The sequence below is a fragment of the Pseudomonas sp. Root71 genome, from assembly GCF_001429045.1.
Classification (GTDB): Bacteria; Pseudomonadota; Gammaproteobacteria; order Pseudomonadales; family Pseudomonadaceae; genus Aquipseudomonas; species Aquipseudomonas monachiensis.
The window spans coordinates 140,471-158,869 of record NZ_LMHY01000002.1; the positions used below are offsets into that span (position 1 = coordinate 140,471).

Genomic DNA, 18,399 nt, shown 5'->3' on the forward strand with positions numbered 1-18,399 from the left:
TCAGATCCCGACGGTATGAGCCATGGGTCCGGCAGTAAATGCGTAGAGTCCTAAAGACTCGTAGGAAATGGCAACGCGTCCTCGCCCGATGCTGTAGTCAGCTGCGGATTAGGATGTAGGCGAATTCCTGCTTTCTCGGAAGATAAAGCAACGGCGACGTCAGGAACGTCGCCGTTGCAAAATCTTATTTGCTGACGCTGACGCCGTAGAAGGAGTTCAAGCCAAATGGGCTGATCTTGAAGTCCTGCACGTTGGCGCGCATGGGTTGGAACACCGTCGAGTGAGCGATAGGTGTCATAGGCACGGCATCCTTGAGGACGTGTTGCGCCTGTTTGTACAGTTCGGTGCGTTTGCCTTGGTCCGAAGTGCGCTTGGCTTGCTTGACGATGTCGTCAAACTTCTTGTCGCACCATTTGGAGAAGTTGTTGCCTTCCAGCGAGTCGCAGCCGAACAGAACGTTCAGCCAGTTGTCCGGATCACCATTGTCACCGCTCCAGCCAATCAGCATCGCCTGGTTCTCGCCACCTTTGGAGCGCTTGATGTACTCGCCCCACTCGTAGCTCTGGATCTTGACCTTGAGGCCGATCTTGGACCAGTCGGACTGCAGCATTTCTGCCATCAGCTTGGCGTTCGGGTTGTAAGGACGCTGTACCGGCATCGCCCAGAGAACGATTTCGGTGCCCTCTTTGACGCCGGCTTCCTTGAGCAGCTCTTTGGCTTTCTCAGGGTTGTACGGCGCATCCTTGATGGTGGTGTCGTAGGACCACTGGGTTGGAGGCATGGCGTTGACGGCCAGTTGGCCGGCGCCCTGGTACACGGAGTCGATGATCTGTTGCTTGTTGACCGCCATGTCCATTGCCTGGCGTACCTTCAGGTCAGCCAGCGGGTTCGCATCGGTTTGTCCCTTGACCTTGGGCATCACGTTGTAGGCGATGTAACCGAGGTTGAAACCAGCCTGGTCAGGCAGCTTCAGGGTCTTGTCTTCGCGCAGTGCCTTCAGGTCGGCCGGACGAGGGAACAGGGTGACCTGGCACTCGTTCTTCTTCAGCTTCTGGATACGTACCGATGGGTCGGTGGTGATGGCGAAGATCAGGTTGTCGATCTTCACGTCGTCAGGCTTCCAGTAGTCCTTGTTCCCGGTGTAGCGGATGTTGGAGTCTTTCTGGTAGCTCTTGAACACGAACGGGCCAGTACCAACCGGCTTCTGGTTGATGTCGGCGGCCTTGCCTTCCTTGAGCAGCTGGGCAGCGTACTCGGCGGACTGGATCGAGGCGAAGCTCATGGCCATGTTCTGGATGAACGCGGCATCAACGTCCTTGAGGGTGAACTTGACAGTCTTGTCGTCGACTTTATCGATCTTGGTGATGTTGGTATCCATCCCCATGTCAGTGAAGTACGGGAATTCGGTCGGGTACGCTTTGCGGAACGGGTCATCCTTGTTAATCATGCGATTAAAGGTGAACAGCACGTCGTCGGCGTTGAACTCACGAGTTGGCTTGAAGTACGGCGTGGTATGGAACTTGACGCCTTCACGCAGGTGGAAGGTGTAGGTCAGGCCGTCATCGGAGACGTCCCAGCTGGTCGCCAGTCCAGGAATTACCGCGGTGCCGCCGCGCTCGAACTGCGTCAGGCGGTTGAACATGGTTTCTGCAGAGGCGTCGAAGTCGGTTCCGGTGGTGTATTGACCTGGATCGAAACCGGCCGGGCTCCCTTCGGAGCAGAACACCAGGTTAGTCGCTGCTTGGGCGAACGGTGCGCTGGCTAACAAGCTTGCGCCAACTAAGAACGGAATGACCGCGTGTTTAAGCATGGTGGCCTCATGATTTGTTGTCATTTTTGGAATTAGAGGACGACCTCGTGAGTCGTGCCTGCGGATACTTATGCAGGGGCCATACCCAATGCAAGATCCAGAGCGACTACAGGCCTTAAACGGTGGCACGAACGTACCTTAATGTCGCATTTGTATAATTGCTGACGCATTTGACCGTTTGCGCAGCATTTTTACGGTGCAAATGACGCACTTTTAGAGTGCGTTCCTGACTCGGGTTGCTCCTGCGTGGGGCGGGGTGTTACTTATTCATACCCCGGATTGTGGGGTGGGCATGGCGTGAATAAGAGTGGTTATTGTTGCACCGATAGTGGCCAATCGACGTCTTTTCTCGGGTGGACCTATCCAGTTATAGCTCATGCCTGAAAACTGCCAAAAAAAACGGCGATCATTTTTATGATCGCCGTTTTTGTTTACGGGCTATCGATTCAAGGCATCAGCACTTCAATCGAGCCATCGGCGGTCATGCTGACCTGGCTGGTACCGGCCTCGACATCCGGCGTCACCGGTGCGCTGTCCATGGCGGCGGCTTTCATCATCATTGGCGCGCGCATGTAAGGCTGTGGATAACCGTTGCTGTTGAGGTTCAGGTTGACGATTTTGTAGCTCTTGCCGCCCAGAGCATCAGTCGCAAGCTGGGCGCGGGCCTTGAACGCGGTCACGGCATCCTTGAGCAGGGCGTCTTCGCTGGCCTTGCGGGTCGGGGTGGCGATGGCGAAGTCCATGCCGCCCATTTTCAGGTCGGTGAGCAGTTCGCCGGTCAGCTTCGACAGCGCAGCGAAGTCCGAGCTTTCCAGGCGCAATTCGGCACGCTCGCGCCAGCCGGTGATTTTCTGGCCCTTGGTGTCGTAGATCGGGTAGCTGTTGCGACTGCCCTGGCGCTGGGTGATGTTCTTGACTTGCTTGGCCTGGGCCAGCGCCTTATTCATGGTGGTGCTGACATCGGCGGCGAGTTTGGCCGGGTCGGTGTTCTGTTCTTCGGTGTAGAGGGTCACGATCATCAGGTCGCGGGCCACTTCCTGACTGACTTCGGCGCGCAGGGAAATCTGGTTGTAATGAAGCTCGTCGGCTGCCAGGGCCGGGAGGCTGGCGACGGTGCCAACGCTCAGGGCGAGGAGGGCGGCGCTGCGGCGGAATGTGTGCATGAAGGCTCCTTGAAAGGTGCGCAGGGGTATGATCCAGGCCTGCGTGAAACCATCAGACTCTAGCTTTTATGCTCCGGTTCGCACAGTTACAACTTCTATACAGATGGTGCACAGGTGGCTGCTTCGCAGCCAATCGCGAGCAAGCTCGCTCCCACAGTTGACCGCATTCCAATGTGGGAGCGAGCTTGCTCGCGAAAGCGGCCTCATAGACGCTGCAGGCCTTCCTGCCATGTGGCCGTTTGCCGCACTTTTGCCTGTCAGCCCCCGGGCTTGGTTATACTCCCTGCGATCCGCCTGGAGCGCTCATCAGGAGAGCTCATGCTCGCCCCCGTTCAAATCACTTCCGCCACTCGCCAGAACCTCTGGCGGCTGACGTTCATCCGCACGTTGGTGCTGGCCGCCCAGGCCGGTTCCGTTGGCCTGGCCTACTGGCTCGAATTGCTGCCACTGCCCTGGTTTCAACTGGCTGCGACGCTCGCATGTTCAATGCTGCTGTGCGTGTTCACGGCCATTCGCCTGCGCACTTCGTGGCCGGTGACCGAGCTCGAATACGCCGTGCAACTGGCCTGCGACCTGTTTATCCACAGTGCGCTGCTGTATTTCTCCGGTGGCTCGACCAACCCCTTCGTCTCCTATTACCTGGTGCCGCTGACCATTGCCGCGGTAACGTTGCCATGGCGTTATTCGGTGATCCTGTCGGGTATTGCGCTGACGATGTACACGCTGTTGCTGGCGCAGTTCTACCCGCTGCAAACCTTCCCGATCGCTCGGGAAAACCTGCAGGTCTATGGGATGTGGTTGAGCTTTGCCCTCGCGGCTGCGGTGATCACCTTCTTCGCCGCGCGCATGGCCGAAGAACTGCGTCGCCAGGAAGAGTTGCGCGCCATTCGTCGCGAAGAAGGCCTGCGCGATCAGCAACTGCTGGCCGTCGCCACCCAGGCCGCCGGCGCGGCCCATGAACTGGGCACGCCGCTGGCGACCATGAGTGTGCTACTCAAGGAAATGCGTCAGGATCATCATGATCCGATGTTGCAGGACGACCTGAGCGTGCTGCAGGATCAGGTCAAGTTGTGCAAGCAAACCTTGCAGCAACTGGTGCGCGCCGCCGAGGCCAATCGCCGGTTGGCGGTGGAGATGCAGGACGTCACCGATTGGCTCGATGAAGCCCTCAATCGCTGGCACCTGATGCGCCCGGAAGCCAGTTATCGCTTCCAGCGCCTCGGCCAGGGCCCGGTCCCGCGCATGGCGCCGCCGCCGGACCTGACCCAGGCTTTGTTGAATCTGTTGAACAACGCTGCCGATGCCTGCCCCGAAGGGCTGCAAGTGACGCTGGACTGGGATTGGGAAAACCTGACCATCAGCATTCGTGACCATGGCGCTGGCGTGCCTCTGGCCATCGCCGAGCAAATCGGCAAACCGTTTTTTACCACCAAGGGCAAAGGCTTCGGCCTGGGCCTGTTTTTGAGCAAGGCCAGCGTGACACGCGCCGGCGGCTCAGTGAAACTCTACAGTCATGAGGAAGGTGGCACGCTCACCGAGCTGCGCCTGCCCCGTGTCGCCCGAGGAAACGAACATGAGTGAAGAGATCCAAGTCGAAGGCGAAGAACTGCCACATTTGTTGCTGGTCGATGACGACGCCACATTCACCCGCGTCATGGCCCGCGCCATGGCCCGCCGCGGTTTTCGCGTCAGCACTGCCGGTTCCGCCGAGGAAGGCCTGGAGCTGGCCAAGGCCGATCTGCCGGATTATGCCGCCCTGGACCTGAAGATGGACGGCGATTCCGGCCTGGTACTGCTGCCCAAGTTGCTGGAAATGGACCCGGAAATGCGCGTGGTGATCCTCACCGGTTACTCGAGCATTGCCACCGCCGTCGAGGCGATCAAGCGTGGTGCCTGCAACTACCTGTGCAAGCCGGCCGACGCCGACGACGTGCTGGCGGCGCTGCTGTCCGAGCACGCCGACCTCGACAGCCTGGTGCCGGAAAACCCGATGTCCGTGGACCGCCTGCAGTGGGAGCACATCCAGCGCGTGCTGACTGAACACGAAGGCAACATCTCCGCCACGGCCCGTGCCCTGGGCATGCACCGCCGCACCCTGCAGCGCAAACTGCAGAAGCGTCCCGTTCGCCGCTGAACCTGCGCTGAATGAATGCGGGCCGTATCTCGCGACAAACCGGACCGATCATCTATGATCGGTTCGTGTGCGTACTTTTCTCTATCGAGCCTTATCCATGAATCAGAACGCTGAGTATTCCGCGGTCAACGACGCCGTGCGCGGGCAGTTTTTTCGCAAAGTGTGGGCGATGATCACGCCTTACTGGCGCAGTGAAGAGAAGGCCAAGGCCTGGACGCTGCTGATCGCGGTGATAGCGCTGTCGCTGATCAGCGTGGGGATCTCGGTGTGGTTCAACACCTGGTACAAGGACTTCTACAACGCCCTGCAAAAGAAGGACGAGGCCGCGTTCTGGCAACTGATCCTGTACTTCTGCGCGATTGCGGCGGTGGCGATCGTCGGCGCGGTGTACCGGCTGTACCTGACGCAAATGCTGACAATCCGCTGGCGGGCATGGCTCACCGAAAAGCACTTTGCACGCTGGCTCGCCGACAAGAATTACTACCAGCTGGAGCAGGGCGGTTACACCGATAACCCGGACCAGCGGATTTCCGAAGACCTCAACAACTTCACCTCCAACACCCTTGAGCTGGGTATCGGGCTGCTGCGCAATATCGTCAGCCTGGTGTCGTTCTCGATCATTCTGTGGGGCGTGTCGGGCAGCATTGAGGTATTCGGCATCACCATTCCCGGCTACATGTTCTGGTGCGTGCTGGTTTATGCGGTGGTCGGCAGTTGGCTGACGCATTTGATCGGTCGTCGCCTGATCGGCCTGAACAACCAGCAACAACGCTTCGAAGCCGACCTGCGTTTCTCAATGGTGCGAATTCGCGAGAATGCCGAAAGTATCGCGTTGTACAACGGCGAGCCGAACGAGAATCGTCGGTTGAGTGATCGCTTCGGGATGGTCTGGCATAACTTCTGGGACATCATGAAAGTGTCCAAGCGCCTGACGTTCTTCACCGCCGGTTACAGCCAGGCCGCCATTATCTTCCCTTTCATGGTTGCCGCCCCGCGTTACCTTTCCGGCAAGATCGAACTGGGCGAGCTGATGCAAATCAGCTCGGCGTTCGGCAACGTGCAGGAAAGCTTCAGCTGGTTTATCAGTGCCTACCAGAGCCTCGCTTCCTGGCGCGCCACCTGCGATCGTCTGTTGAGCTTCCACCAGGCCATGCGTGATAACGAAGAGCGTGCGCCGGCCATCGACGTACAGAATTCGGGCTCGGTGCTGAAGGTGCACAACCTCGGCCTCGACCTGACTGACGGTCGCCACCTGCTGTCCAACGCCGACATGACCGTGGAGGAGGGCGAGCGTGTGATGCTCAGCGGTCGTTCCGGCAGCGGCAAGTCGACGCTGCTGCGGGCGATGGGACATCTGTGGCCGACCGGCCACGGCAGTATTCGTCTGCCATCGGCGCGCTACCTGTTCCTGCCGCAAAAACCGTATTTGCCGATTGGTACCCTGCGTGATGTCCTCAGTTATCCACAGCCCGGCGATACCTATCCGAACGAACGCTACGCGCAGGTGCTGGAAACCTGCCGCCTGCCGCACCTGATTGCCCGTCTCGACGAAGCCAATCACTGGCAGCGCATGTTGTCACCGGGGGAGCAGCAGCGCCTGGCCTTCGCCCGTGCGCTGCTTTATGCACCACAATGGCTGTACATGGACGAAGCCACCTCGGCGATGGACGAAGAAGACGAGGCCACGCTGTATCAGGCGCTGATCGACGAGTTGCCGGGGCTGAGCATTGTCAGCGTGGGCCATCGCAGCAGCCTGAAACGCTTCCACCCGCGGCACATTCGTATCGAGAATGGCCATCTGGTGGACCAGGCCGTGACCGCATAAACACCACAAATCCTGTAGGAGCTGCCGCAGGCTGCGATCTTTTGATCTTGAAAAATCAAAGTCAAAAGATCGCAGCCTGCGGCAGCTCCTACAGGGGTGGTGGTGATCGTACAACCGCGTTGCGCTATGATGCGCTTTCAGCCGCCGATTTTTTCGAGACAGATGTTCACCATGGAAAACCCGAACGACGCTCCACGTCTCCCACGCAAGCGCCGCAGCCTCGCTCAGGAACTGGTGACGGTGCTGTCCGAGCAGATCCGCGACGGTCATCTCAAGCGTGGCGACAAGTTGCCCACCGAGTCAGCCATCATGGATGCCCATGGTGTCAGCCGTACGGTGGTGCGCGAGGCGATTTCCCGTTTGCAGGCGGCAGGGCAGGTGGAAACCCGCCACGGTATCGGCACCTTCGTGCTCGACACACCGAGCCCGAGCGGTTTCCGTATCGACCCGGCGACCGTCGTGACCTTGCGAGATGTGCTGGCGATCCTGGAACTGCGCATCAGCCTGGAAGTGGAGTCCGCCGGATTGGCGGCGCAACGTCGTAGTCCGGAACAGTTAGCCAATATGCGCGCCGCCCTCGACGCGTTGAATGAAAGCGCCGCTCACGCCAGTGACGCCGTAGCCTCGGACTTCGCCTTCCACCTCGAAATCGCGCTGTCCACCGGCAACCGTTATTTCACCGACATCATGACCCACCTGGGTACCAGCATCATTCCGCGCACACGGCTGAACTCCGCGCGCCTGGCCCATGACGACCAGCAGCACTACATGGGTCGCCTGAGCCGTGAGCACGAAGAGATCTACGACGCCATTGCCCGCCAGGATTCCGATGCGGCGCGTGCGGCGATGCGCCTGCACCTGACCAACAGCCGTGAGCGGTTGCGTCATGCCCATGAAGAGGCTGAGGCGCAGCGGGTTTAGGTTTTTTGCTTTTGGTGATGGGTCGCCCGATAAGCCGTCTTCGACTTGCTCGCGAAGGGGCCGCAAGCCATCCCGCAAGACCTTCGATCAGCCTCTTTTGTACTTATCTCCTGCTTCAATCTTCCGACAACGTATCTCCTGAACACCTGTTTTTCGAGGTGTGATCTTCCCTGCGCTCCCCTGAAGAAGCCCTTTAAAACAGGACTTCAACGAATTCTTGTCGAACAATTTTCACCCCCGGCGATGAAATGCAGTTGACGGTTGTATTTTAAGTTGTACGATGACCTACAACTTCAGCGCGGGCTGAACGGTTTCCTCACACAACGTCGTTATCCAGGGTGTTCGAATAATGAATCCACAAGAACTGAAGTCCATCCTCTCTTCCGGTCTGCTGTCTTTCCCGGTTACCGATTTCAATGCTCAGGGCGACTTCAATCGCGCGGGTTACATCAAGCGTCTCGAATGGCTGGCCCCATACGGCGCCTCGGCTCTGTTCGCCGCGGGCGGTACCGGTGAGTTCTTCTCTCTGGCGGCCAGCGAATATTCGGAAATCATCAAGACGGCCGTCGACACTTGCGCCTCCAGCGTGCCAATCCTGGCCGGCGTGGGCGGTTCGACCCGCCAGGCCATCGAATACGCACAGGAAGCCGAGCGCCTGGGCGCCAAAGGCCTGTTGCTGCTGCCGCACTACCTGACCGAAGCCAGCCAGGACGGCGTTGCCGCCCACGTTGAAGCCGTGTGCAAATCGGTCAACATCGGCGTGGTGGTCTACAACCGTAACGTCTGCCGCCTGAACGCACCGCTGCTGGAACGTCTGGCCGAGCGCTGCCCGAACCTGATCGGCTACAAGGATGGCCTGGGTGATATCGAGTTGATGGTGTCGATCCGTCGCCGCCTCGGTGATCGCTTCAGCTACCTGGGTGGCTTGCCGACCGCCGAAGTCTACGCCGCGGCCTACAAGGCGCTGGGCGTGCCGGTCTACTCCTCGGCGGTGTTCAACTTCATCCCGAAAACCGCGATGGACTTCTACCACGCGATCGCTCGTGAAGATCACGCCACCGTCGGCAAGATCATCGACGACTTCTTCCTGCCGTACCTGGACATCCGTAACCGCAAGGCCGGTTATGCCGTGAGCATCGTCAAGGCCGGGGCAAAGATTGCCGGCTACGACGCAGGTCCTGTGCGTGCACCGCTGACCGACCTGACCGGCGAAGAGTACGAAATGCTCGCCGCGCTGATCGACAAGCAGGGCGCGCAGTAATACATCCGATTAAGTAAGGCCGCTGAGCAATCAGCGGCCTTTTGCGTGAGGAGATCTTCAAGTGGCTGATTCAAAGCGTTTCGATAACTACATCAACGGCGAATGGGTTGCCGGTGGCGATTATTCGACCAACATCAACCCGTCCGAACTGAGCGACGCCATCGGTGACTACGCCAAGGCTGACCTGGCTCAAGTCCACGCCGCCATCGACGCCGCCCGTGCCGCGTTCCCGGCCTGGTCCACTTCCGGCATTCAGGCGCGTCACGACGCCCTGGACAAAGTCGGTACTGAAATCCTCGCCCGACGCGAAGAACTCGGCACCCTGCTGGCCCGGGAAGAGGGCAAGACCCTGCCTGAAGCCATCGGCGAAGTGACCCGCGCCGGTAACATCTTCAAGTTCTTCGCCGGCGAGTGCCTGCGCCTGTCCGGCGACTACCTGCCGTCGGTGCGTCCGGGCGTCAACGTTGAAGTCACTCGCGAAGCCTTGGGCGTGGTCGGTCTGATCACCCCGTGGAACTTCCCGATCGCCATCCCGGCATGGAAAATCGCCCCGGCCCTGGCCTACGGCAACTGCGTCGTGCTGAAACCCGCGGACCTGGTTCCGGGTTGCGCCTGGGCCCTGGCTGAAATCATCTCCCGCGCAGGCTTCCCGGCCGGTGTGTTCAACCTGGTGATGGGCAGCGGTCGTGTGGTTGGCGATGCACTGGTCCACAGCCCGAAAGTCGATGGCATCAGCTTCACAGGTTCCGTGGGTGTCGGTCGTCAGATCGCCGTCAGCTGCGTATCGCGCCAGGCCAAGGTCCAGCTGGAAATGGGCGGCAAGAACCCGCAGATCATTCTCGACGACGCTGACCTCAAGCAAGCGGTCGAGCTGTCGGTACAGAGCGCGTTCTACTCCACCGGCCAGCGTTGCACCGCTTCCAGCCGCTTTATCGTCACCGCTGGCATCCACGACCAGTTTGTCGAAGCCATGGCCGAGCGCATGAGGTCGATCAAGGTCGGCCATGCGCTGAAAGCCGGCACCGACATTGGTCCGGTGGTTTCCCAGGCTCAGCTTGAACAGGACATGAAGTACATCGACATCGGCCAGTCCGAAGGTGCGCGTCTGGTCAGCGGCGGTGCTCTGGTGACCTGCGACACCGAGGGTTACTTCCTCGCGCCAACCCTGTTTGCCGACAGTGAAGCCTCGATGCGCATCAGCCAGGAAGAAATCTTCGGCCCGGTAGCCAACATCGTCCGCGTCGCCGACTACGAAGCCGCGCTGGCCATGGCCAACGACACCGAGTTCGGGTTGTCGGCGGGCATCGCTACCACGTCCTTGAAGTACGCCAACCACTTCAAGCGCCACTCCCAGGCCGGGATGGTGATGGTCAACCTGCCGACCGCCGGTGTGGATTACCACGTTCCGTTCGGTGGGCGTAAAGGTTCATCCTATGGATCACGTGAGCAAGGTCGCTATGCGCAAGAGTTCTACACGGTCGTGAAGACCAGTTACATCGGTTCGTAAACGCAATACCTCTGTAGGAGCTGCTGAAGGCTGCGATCTTTGCTTTTGAAGATCAAAAGACCGCAACCTCGTTTCACTCGGCAGCTCCTACAGGGAAATACCAAAGATTCACCCCGCATAAAAATAATCAGTGGGAGTACATCTACATGCAATCGACCAAGCCGACTCACGTCCGCTATTTGATCCTGCTCATGCTGTTTCTGGTGACCACGATCAACTACGCCGACCGGGCTACCATCGCAATCGCCGGCTCCAGCCTGCAAAAAGACCTCGGCATCGACGCCGTTACCCTCGGCTACATCTTCTCCGCATTCGGTTGGGCCTACGTGGCCGGGCAAATCCCCGGTGGCTGGCTGCTGGACCGTTTCGGTTCGAAAAAAATCTACGCACTGAGCATCTTCACCTGGTCGCTGTTCACCGTGCTGCAGGGGTATGTCGGCGAGTTCGGCATGTCCACCGCCGTGGTCGCGCTGTTCATGCTGCGCTTTTTGGTGGGTCTGGCCGAAGCGCCATCCTTCCCCGGCAACGCACGCATTGTGGCCGCCTGGTTCCCGACCGCTGAACGCGGCACCGCCTCGGCGATCTTCAACTCGGCGCAGTATTTTGCCACCGTGTTGTTCGCACCGCTGATGGGCTGGATCGTCTACAGCTTCGGCTGGCAGCACGTGTTCATCGTCATGGGCGTGATCGGCATCATCTTCTCCGGGATCTGGCTGAAAGTGATCTACAGCCCACGCCAGCACCCGATGATCAATGATGCTGAGTTCAAGCACATCGCCGACAACGGCGGCATGGTCGACATGGACCAGGACCAGGACAAGGGCAAAGGCAAAAAGGCCGACGGTCCGAAGTGGGACTACATCCGCCAATTGCTGACCAACCGCATGATGCTCGGCGTGTACCTGGGCCAGTACTGCATCAACGGCATTACCTATTTCTTCCTGACCTGGTTCCCGGTGTACCTGGTGCAGGAGCGCGGCATGACCATCCTCAAGGCCGGTTTCATCGCGTCCTTGCCGGCGATCTGCGGCTTCATCGGTGGTGTGCTCGGCGGGGTGATTTCCGATTACCTTCTGCGCAAAGGCCATTCCCTGACCTTCGCCCGCAAGGCACCGATCATTGCTGGCCTGCTGGTTTCCAGCAGCATCGTGGCGTGCAACTACGTGGACGTAGAATGGATGGTCGTCGGCTTCATGGCCCTGGCGTTCTTCGGCAAAGGCGTGGGTGCACTGGGCTGGGCGGTGGTGTCCGACACCTCGCCGAAGCAGATCGCCGGCCTGAGCGGTGGCCTGTTCAACACCTTCGGTAACATTGCGTCGATCACCACTCCGATCGTGATCGGCTACATCATCAGCTCCACCGGTTCGTTCAAATGGGCGCTGGTGTTCGTCGGTTGCAACGCATTGGTCGCGGTGTTCAGCTACCTGGTGATCGTGGGCCCGATCAAGCGCGTGGTGCTCAAAGAGCCACCAGCGAACGGTACTGAAGCCCCTGGCAAATTGTCTCAAGCGCATTCCTGAGGAGCGGCGTCATGCAGTTGATTGAACATTCCGACTCGCCGCGCTACATCCGCCTGCACGAGCGGGACAACGTAGTGATCGTGGTCAATGATCAGGGTGTACCGGCCGGCACCGAGTTTGCCGATGGTTTGGTCACCGTGGACTTCGTGCCACAAAGCCACAAGGTCACCCTGGAAGACATTCCAGAGGGTGGCCAGGTGATTCGTTATGGCCAGGTCATTGGCTATGCCTTGCAGCCGATCCCCCGCGGCAGTTGGGTCAAGGAAGATCAACTGCGCATGCCGACCGCGCCACCGCTGGACAGCCTGCCGCTGTCCACCGATGTGCCGGCCGCGCAGGCACCGCTGGAAGGTTTCACCTTCGAGGGTTATCGCAACGCCGACGGCACCGTCGGCACGCGCAACATTCTGGGCATCACTACCACCGTGCAGTGTGTGACCGGGGTGCTCGATCATGCGGTCAAGCGCATCAAGGATGAGTTGCTGCCCAAGTACCCGCACGTCGATGACGTGGTGGCGCTGACCCACAGCTATGGCTGTGGCGTGGCGATCACCGCGACTGACGCGTACATCCCGATCCGCACTGTGCGCAATCTGGCGCGCAACCCTAACCTGGGTGGCGAAGCCTTGGTGATCAGCCTGGGCTGCGAGAAATTGCAGGCCGGGCAAGTGATGCACGACAACGACAGCTCGGTGGATCTCAGCGAGCCTTGGTTATACCGCTTGCAGGATTCCAGTCACGGTTTCACCGAAATGATCGAACAGATCATGGAACTGGCCGAGACACGCTTGAAGAAGCTCGATCAACGTCGCCGGGAAACCGTGCCGGCGTCCGAACTGATTCTGGGCATGCAATGCGGTGGCAGTGATGCGTTCTCCGGCATCACCGCCAACCCGGCGCTCGGTTATGCCTCGGACCTGCTTCTGCGGGCCGGTGCGACGGTGATGTTTTCTGAAGTCACCGAAGTACGTGATGCCATTTATTTACTGACCTCACGGGCGGAAAACCAGGACGTCGCCCAGGAACTGGTGCGGGAAATGGACTGGTACGACCGCTACCTGGCCAAGGGCGAGGCGGATCGCAGTGCCAACACCACCCCAGGCAACAAGAAGGGCGGGTTGTCGAACATTGTCGAGAAATCCCTGGGATCGATCGTCAAGTCCGGCAGCAGCGCGATCAACGGCGTGCTTGGCCCTGGCGAGCGTTTCAAGCGCAAAGGCCTGATCTTCTGCGCGACTCCGGCCAGCGACTTTGTTTGCGGGACTTTGCAGTTGGCGGCGGGGATGAACCTGCACGTGTTCACCACCGGTCGTGGCACGCCTTACGGGCTGGCCATGGCACCGGTGGTGAAGGTCTCGACCCGGACCGAACTGGCACAACGCTGGCCGGACCTGATCGACATCGACGCGGGCCGAATCGCTACCGGACGCGCCTCCATCGAGGAGCTTGGCTGGGAGTTGTTCCACTACTACCTGGACGTGGCCAGCGGCAAGCAGCAGACGTGGGCTGAAAAGCACAAGCTGCATAACGACATCACCCTGTTCAACCCGGCGCCGATCACTTAAGACCGAGTCGCCTGCTTCGCGAGCAAGCCCGCTCCCACACTGGATTGTCGTCGCGCACAAATTTTGTGTTCGACACTGATCAAATGTGGGAGCGGGCTTGCTCGCGAAGGCGATCTAGCAGGCGCCGAAGTCTTCAGTGGCTTATCATTAGCCCCCTAACGACGCCCACCAAGGTTACCCCCGGCATGCTGGCAATTTTCCTCGAAACCCTGAACATCACAGCGCCGGTGTTTGCCATGCTGTTTCTCGGGGTGCTGCTCAAGCGCATCGACTGGATCAACGACAACTTCATCCACACCGCATCGTCACTGGTGTTCAACGTCACCATGCCGGCGTTGTTGTTTCTGGGCATCCTGCATGCCGACCTGCACGCGGCGCTGCAACCGGCGCTGCTGATCTATTTCTCCCTCGCGACCCTGGCGTGTTTTGCCATCGCCTGGGGTTGGGCGATCTGGAAGTGCCCGCGGGAAGACCGGGGGATCTACACCCAGGGCGCGTTTCGCGGTAACAACGGGGTCATCGGCCTGGCACTGGCGGCAAGCATGTACGGCGACTACGGGATTTCCCTCGGGGCGATCCTCGCGGCGCTGGTGATCCTGTTCTACAACACCCTCTCGACCATCGTGCTGGCGGTGTACAGCCCGGTGATCAAGTCCGATCCGTGGAGTATCTGCAAAAGCGTGTTCAGCAATCCGCTGATCATCAGCGTGATCGTGGCTGCCCCCTTTGCCTATTTCAAGATTGGCTTGCCTGGCTGGCTGGAAACCTCCGGCCAGTATCTGGCGCAAACGACCTTGCCGCTGGCGCTGATCTGCATCGGCGGCACGCTGTCCCTGGCCGCGCTGCGCAAAAGCGGCAACATGGCGCTGAGTTCAAGCCTGGTGAAGATGATCGGTTTGCCGGTACTGGCGACACTGGGCGCGTGGTTGTGGGGCTTTCGCGGGGCGGAACTGGGGATTCTGTTCCTGTACTTCGGCAGCCCGACTGCCGCTGCCAGTTTCGTCATGGCCCGGGCGGCGGATGGCAATCACGAGTTGGCGGCGGCGATTATCGTGATCACCACGCTGATGGCGGCGGTCACCACCAATGTCGGGATCTTCTTTTTGCAGTGGGGTGGGTGGATTTAAAGGCAAGGGTCAAAAGATCGCAGCCTGCGGCAGCTCCTACAGGAAAACGCATTCCAATGTAGGAGCTGCCGCAGGCTGCGATCTTTTCAAAGCAATAAAATTATTCCGGCTTCTGGTAACTGTCGATCACTTCCTGCGCCGCCCGAAACGCATCAATCGCCGCCGGCACACCGGCATACACCGCGCAATGCAGCAGCGCCTCGCGAATCTCATCCACAGTGCAGCCATTGTTCAGCGCACCGCGCACGTGACCTTTCAATTCCTGCGGGCACTTGAGTGCAGTCAGGGCGGCAAGGGTGATCAGGCTGCGGGTTTTCAGTGGCAGGCCTTCGCGATTCCACACACCGCCCCAGGCGTGTTCATTGACGAAGTCCTGCAGCGGCTGGGTGAATTCGGTGGCATTGCCCAGTGCGCGGTCGACGAAGGCGTCGCCCATCACTTGGCGGCGGACTTCAACGCCGGGTTTTTTATTCTCGGTCATGGGGCTTCCTTCTTATGGTGTTGGCGACGCCAGGCGCGTAGTGACGTGAACAACAAAAACGCCACCAGCGCCGGCAGGACGAAAAACAGCATCAAGTGTTCCAGCTTGCCGGCCAGTGGCATACCGGTGGTGAACGACACCACGTGTAGCCCATACGCCAGGTACAAACCCAGAAACAGCAGGCCTTCGGCGCGGGTCACCCGGTAGCCGGAGTAGAACACCGGCAGGCACAGCGCCGCGACGCCGAGCATCACCGGCAGGTCGAAATCCAGGGCGTTGGGCGACACCGACAGCGGCGACGGTGCCACCAGCGCGGTAAAACCGAGCACACCCAGGAGGTTGAACAGGTTGCTGCCAATCACGTTGCCCACGGCAATATCGCGCTCGCCGCGCATGGCCGCGATCAACGAAGTGGCCAGTTCAGGCAGTGAGGTGCTGACGGCGACGATGGTCAGGCCGATGATCCGCTCCGACAACCCAAGATCGGTGGCCACCGCAACCGCCGCGCCCAGCAGCAAGTGCCCGGCGTACACCAGCATCGCCAGCCCGGCGACGATCATCAGCAGGCTGCTCAGCCATGGCGCTTGCCCATGATGGTCATGGCTCGATACCGGCCGTCCCGAATGCCGTGACTGGCGCAGCAACAAGCCCAGGTAAATCGCCAGTGCCGTCAGCAGCATCACGCCGTCGGCCCGGGACAGTTCTTCATTCCAGGCGAGTACGAACACCAGCAGGCTGGCGCCGATCATCAACGGAATATCCAGGCGTACCAATTGCCGGGAAACCCGCAAAGGAATGATCAGCGCGGACAACCCGAGGGTGACGAGGATGTTGAAAATGCTGCTGCCGATCACACTGCCGACGGCGATGTCGGCAGTTTGCGCCAGGGTCGCTTGCAGGCTGACCGCCATTTGCGGCGCGCTGCTGCCGAGGGCGACGATGGTCAGGCCGATGATCAGCGGTCGTACGTGCAACCGCGCGGCGATGCGTACGGCGGCGCGCACCATCAATTCGGCGCCGACAATCAGCAGGAACAATCCGCTGAGCAATTCGATCACACTGATCAGGGGTAAATCGGCTAGTCCGAAAATGGTCGGGGCTCCATCGGTCAGTCGTCCAGGGCTTGCACGCGAACCTTCGCAGTGCCGCTGCGCAGCATGCCCAGGCGCTCGGCGGCTTCCCGGGACAGGTCGATCAGGCGGCCACGGGTGTGCGGCCCGCGATCATTGATGCGTACCACGCAGGATTTGTCGTTATTCAGATTGGTGACCTTCACCCGTGTACCGAAGGGTAGCTGGCGATGGGCGGCGGTCATGGATTTCATGTTGAAACGCTCGCCGTTGGCGGTGCGTTTGCCTTGGTGTTTGGCGCCGTAGTACGAAGCCACGCCGGTTTTGTCGTAGCCATGCGGATCGACGGTGTCGGTGCTGGCGCAACCGGCCAGGAGCGAGAGGAGGGCGCAGGCGCCGAATAGACGTTTCATTCAAGGTTTTCCCGAAACAATTGTGGGAGCGAGCCTGCTCGCGATAGCGTTCTGACAATCAACTCATCGTTGAGTGCCGGACCGCTGTCGCGAGCAAGCTCGCTCCCACAGGGAATGGAGCCAGATTTTAGAGCTGGCTCCATCCTCATCAGCCTTCGAGCTTGCTTTTGAGCAGTTCGTTGACCTGTTGCGGGTTGGCCTTGCCTTTGGAGGCTTTCATGGCCTGACCGACGAAGAAGCCGAACATCTTGCCGCGCTTGGCTTCGTCTGCCGCGCGGTATTGCTCGACCTGCTCGGCGTTGGCCGCGAGCATTTCGTCCAGCACCGCCGAAATGGCGCCAGTATCGGTCACTTGCTTGAGACCGCGCTTGTCGATGATCTCGTCCGCGCTGCCTTCGCCATTGGCCATCGCTTCAAACACCACCTTGGCGATCTTGCCGGAGATGGTGTTGTCCTTGATGCGCAGCAGCATGCCGCCCAGAAGCTCGGCGGAAACCGGCGACTCTTCGATGTCCAGGCCTTGCTTGTTGAGCAGACTGCCCAACTCGACCATCACCCAGTTGGCCGCCAGTTTGGCGTCGCCGCCGATGCTCGCGACTTTCTCGAAGTAATCGGCTTGCTCGCGGCTGGTGGCCAGGACGCTGGCGTCATAGACCGACAGGCCGAACTGCTCCTGGAAACGCTCGCGTTTCTGCGGTGGCAATTCCGGCAAGGTGCCGCGCACGTCGTCGAGGAACGAATTCTCGATAACCACCGGCAGCAGGTCCGGATCGGGGAAGTAACGGTAGTCGTTGGCTTCCTCTTTGCTGCGCATCGGACGGGTTTCGTCCTTGTTCGGATCGTACAGGCGGGTCTGCTGGATGACCTTGCCGCCGTCTTCGATCAGCTCGATCTGACGCTGGATTTCGCTGTTGATCGCCTTCTCGATGAAACGGAACGAGTTGACGTTCTTGATCTCGCAGCGGGTGCCGAACTCGACCTGGCCTTTCGGACGGATCGATACGTTGCAGTCGCAGCGCAGCGAACCTTCGGCCATGTTGCCGTCGCAGATGCCCAGGTAGCGCACCAGCGCGTGGATCGCCTTGACGTAGGCCACGGCTTCCTTGGCGCTGCGCATGTCCGGTTCGGAGACGATTTCCAGCAGCGGTGTGCCGGCACGGTTCAGGTCGATGCCGGTGGCGCCGCTGAATTCTTCGTGCAGGCTCTTGCCGGCGTCTTCTTCCAGGTGCGCGCGGGTGATGCCGACACGTTTGACCGTGCCGTCCTCGAGGGCGATGTCCAGGTGGCCCTTGCCGACGATCGGCAGCTCCATCTGGCTGATCTGGTAGCCCTTGGGCAGGTCCGGGTAGAAGTAGTTTTTACGGGCGAACACGTTGTGCTGGCCGATCTCGGCGTCAATCGCCAGACCGAACATCACCGCCATGCGCACCGCTTCCTGGTTCAGCACCGGCAGCACGCCGGGCATGCCCAGGTCTACGAGGCTGGCCTGGGTGTTCGGCTCTGAACCGAACGTGGTGGAACTACCGGAAAAGATTTTCGACCGGGTGGTGAGCTGGGTGTGAATCTCCAGCCCGATCACGACTTCCCATTGCATGTGTGTCT

The 18,399-nt window shown here is 60.0% G+C and carries 15 protein-coding genes; 9 read left to right on the top strand and 6 right to left on the bottom strand.

What is annotated here, in order from left to right:
* Positions 1-184: 184 nt before the first annotated feature.
* Both ASD95_RS03855 and ASD95_RS03860 read right to left on the bottom strand, forming a co-directional pair.
* Positions 185-1,810 (bottom strand): ABC transporter substrate-binding protein, encoded by a 1,626-nt coding sequence (locus tag ASD95_RS03855; protein ID WP_056728300.1) that lies wholly within the window; start codon positions 1,808-1,810, stop codon positions 185-187.
* Positions 1,811-2,256: 446 nt separating this feature from the next.
* Positions 2,257-2,973, bottom strand: coding sequence for an SIMPL domain-containing protein (locus ASD95_RS03860; RefSeq protein ID WP_056728302.1), 717 nt, complete (start codon positions 2,971-2,973; stop codon positions 2,257-2,259).
* A gap of 318 nt (positions 2,974-3,291) precedes the next feature.
* On the opposite strand from ASD95_RS03860, the gene ASD95_RS03865 reads away from it, so the two are divergent.
* The 9 genes from ASD95_RS03865 (at position 3,292) to ASD95_RS03905 (ending at position 14,833) form a co-directional block, all read left to right on the top strand.
* On the top strand, positions 3,292-4,554 hold the full coding sequence (locus tag ASD95_RS03865) for an ATP-binding protein (protein ID WP_056728304.1): 1,263 nt from the start codon (positions 3,292-3,294) through the stop codon (positions 4,552-4,554).
* Positions 4,547-5,107, top strand: coding sequence for a response regulator transcription factor (locus tag ASD95_RS03870; RefSeq protein WP_007973041.1), 561 nt, complete (start codon positions 4,547-4,549; stop codon positions 5,105-5,107). The genes ASD95_RS03865 and ASD95_RS03870 overlap by 8 nt, the downstream gene beginning before the upstream one ends.
* A 97-nt stretch (positions 5,108-5,204) precedes the next feature.
* A complete protein-coding gene (locus ASD95_RS03875) occupies positions 5,205-6,932 on the top strand; it encodes an ABC transporter ATP-binding protein/permease (protein WP_056728306.1) in 1,728 nt (575 codons plus the stop codon).
* A gap of 171 nt (positions 6,933-7,103) precedes the next feature.
* Complete coding sequence (locus tag ASD95_RS03880) at positions 7,104-7,853, top strand: FadR/GntR family transcriptional regulator (protein WP_177336501.1); 750 nt, start codon at positions 7,104-7,106, stop codon at positions 7,851-7,853.
* Between the two features lie 349 nt (positions 7,854-8,202).
* A complete protein-coding gene (gene kdgD, locus ASD95_RS03885) occupies positions 8,203-9,114 on the top strand; it encodes a 5-dehydro-4-deoxyglucarate dehydratase (protein ID WP_056728312.1) in 912 nt (303 codons plus the stop codon).
* Between the two features lie 61 nt (positions 9,115-9,175).
* Positions 9,176-10,621, top strand: a complete 1,446-nt coding sequence (locus tag ASD95_RS03890) for an aldehyde dehydrogenase family protein (RefSeq protein ID WP_056728314.1) — start codon at positions 9,176-9,178, stop codon at positions 10,619-10,621.
* A gap of 146 nt (positions 10,622-10,767) precedes the next feature.
* Positions 10,768-12,141 carry an MFS transporter gene (locus tag ASD95_RS03895; RefSeq protein WP_056728320.1) on the top strand — a complete coding sequence of 458 codons (1,374 nt, stop codon included), beginning with the start codon at positions 10,768-10,770 and terminating at the stop codon, positions 12,139-12,141.
* Positions 12,142-12,152: 11 nt separating this feature from the next.
* Positions 12,153-13,706: a galactarate dehydratase gene (garD, locus tag ASD95_RS03900; protein WP_056728321.1), complete on the top strand. Its 1,554-nt coding sequence runs from the start codon at positions 12,153-12,155 to the stop codon at positions 13,704-13,706.
* Positions 13,707-13,891: 185 nt separating this feature from the next.
* Positions 13,892-14,833 (top strand): AEC family transporter, encoded by a 942-nt coding sequence (locus tag ASD95_RS03905; protein WP_056728322.1) that lies wholly within the window; start codon positions 13,892-13,894, stop codon positions 14,831-14,833.
* 100 nt (positions 14,834-14,933) lie between these two features.
* Here the strand turns inward: ASD95_RS03905 and ASD95_RS03910 are convergent, their stop codons facing one another.
* The 4 genes from ASD95_RS03910 to gatB all read right to left on the bottom strand — a co-directional run bounded on the left by ASD95_RS03910 (position 14,934) and on the right by gatB (position 18,391).
* On the bottom strand, positions 14,934-15,314 hold the full coding sequence (locus ASD95_RS03910) for a carboxymuconolactone decarboxylase family protein (RefSeq protein WP_046040018.1): 381 nt from the start codon (positions 15,312-15,314) through the stop codon (positions 14,934-14,936).
* Positions 15,311-16,372, bottom strand: a complete 1,062-nt coding sequence (locus tag ASD95_RS03915; RefSeq protein ID WP_056728331.1) for a calcium/sodium antiporter — start codon at positions 16,370-16,372, stop codon at positions 15,311-15,313. The genes ASD95_RS03910 and ASD95_RS03915 overlap by 4 nt, the downstream gene beginning before the upstream one ends.
* A 50-nt stretch (positions 16,373-16,422) precedes the next feature.
* Positions 16,423-16,797: a septal ring lytic transglycosylase RlpA family protein gene (locus ASD95_RS03920; protein ID WP_056728335.1), complete on the bottom strand. Its 375-nt coding sequence runs from the start codon at positions 16,795-16,797 to the stop codon at positions 16,423-16,425.
* Positions 16,798-16,945: 148 nt separating this feature from the next.
* Positions 16,946-18,391: an Asp-tRNA(Asn)/Glu-tRNA(Gln) amidotransferase subunit GatB gene (gene gatB / locus ASD95_RS03925; RefSeq protein ID WP_056728336.1), complete on the bottom strand. Its 1,446-nt coding sequence runs from the start codon at positions 18,389-18,391 to the stop codon at positions 16,946-16,948.
* Positions 18,392-18,399: the final 8 nt, after the last annotated feature.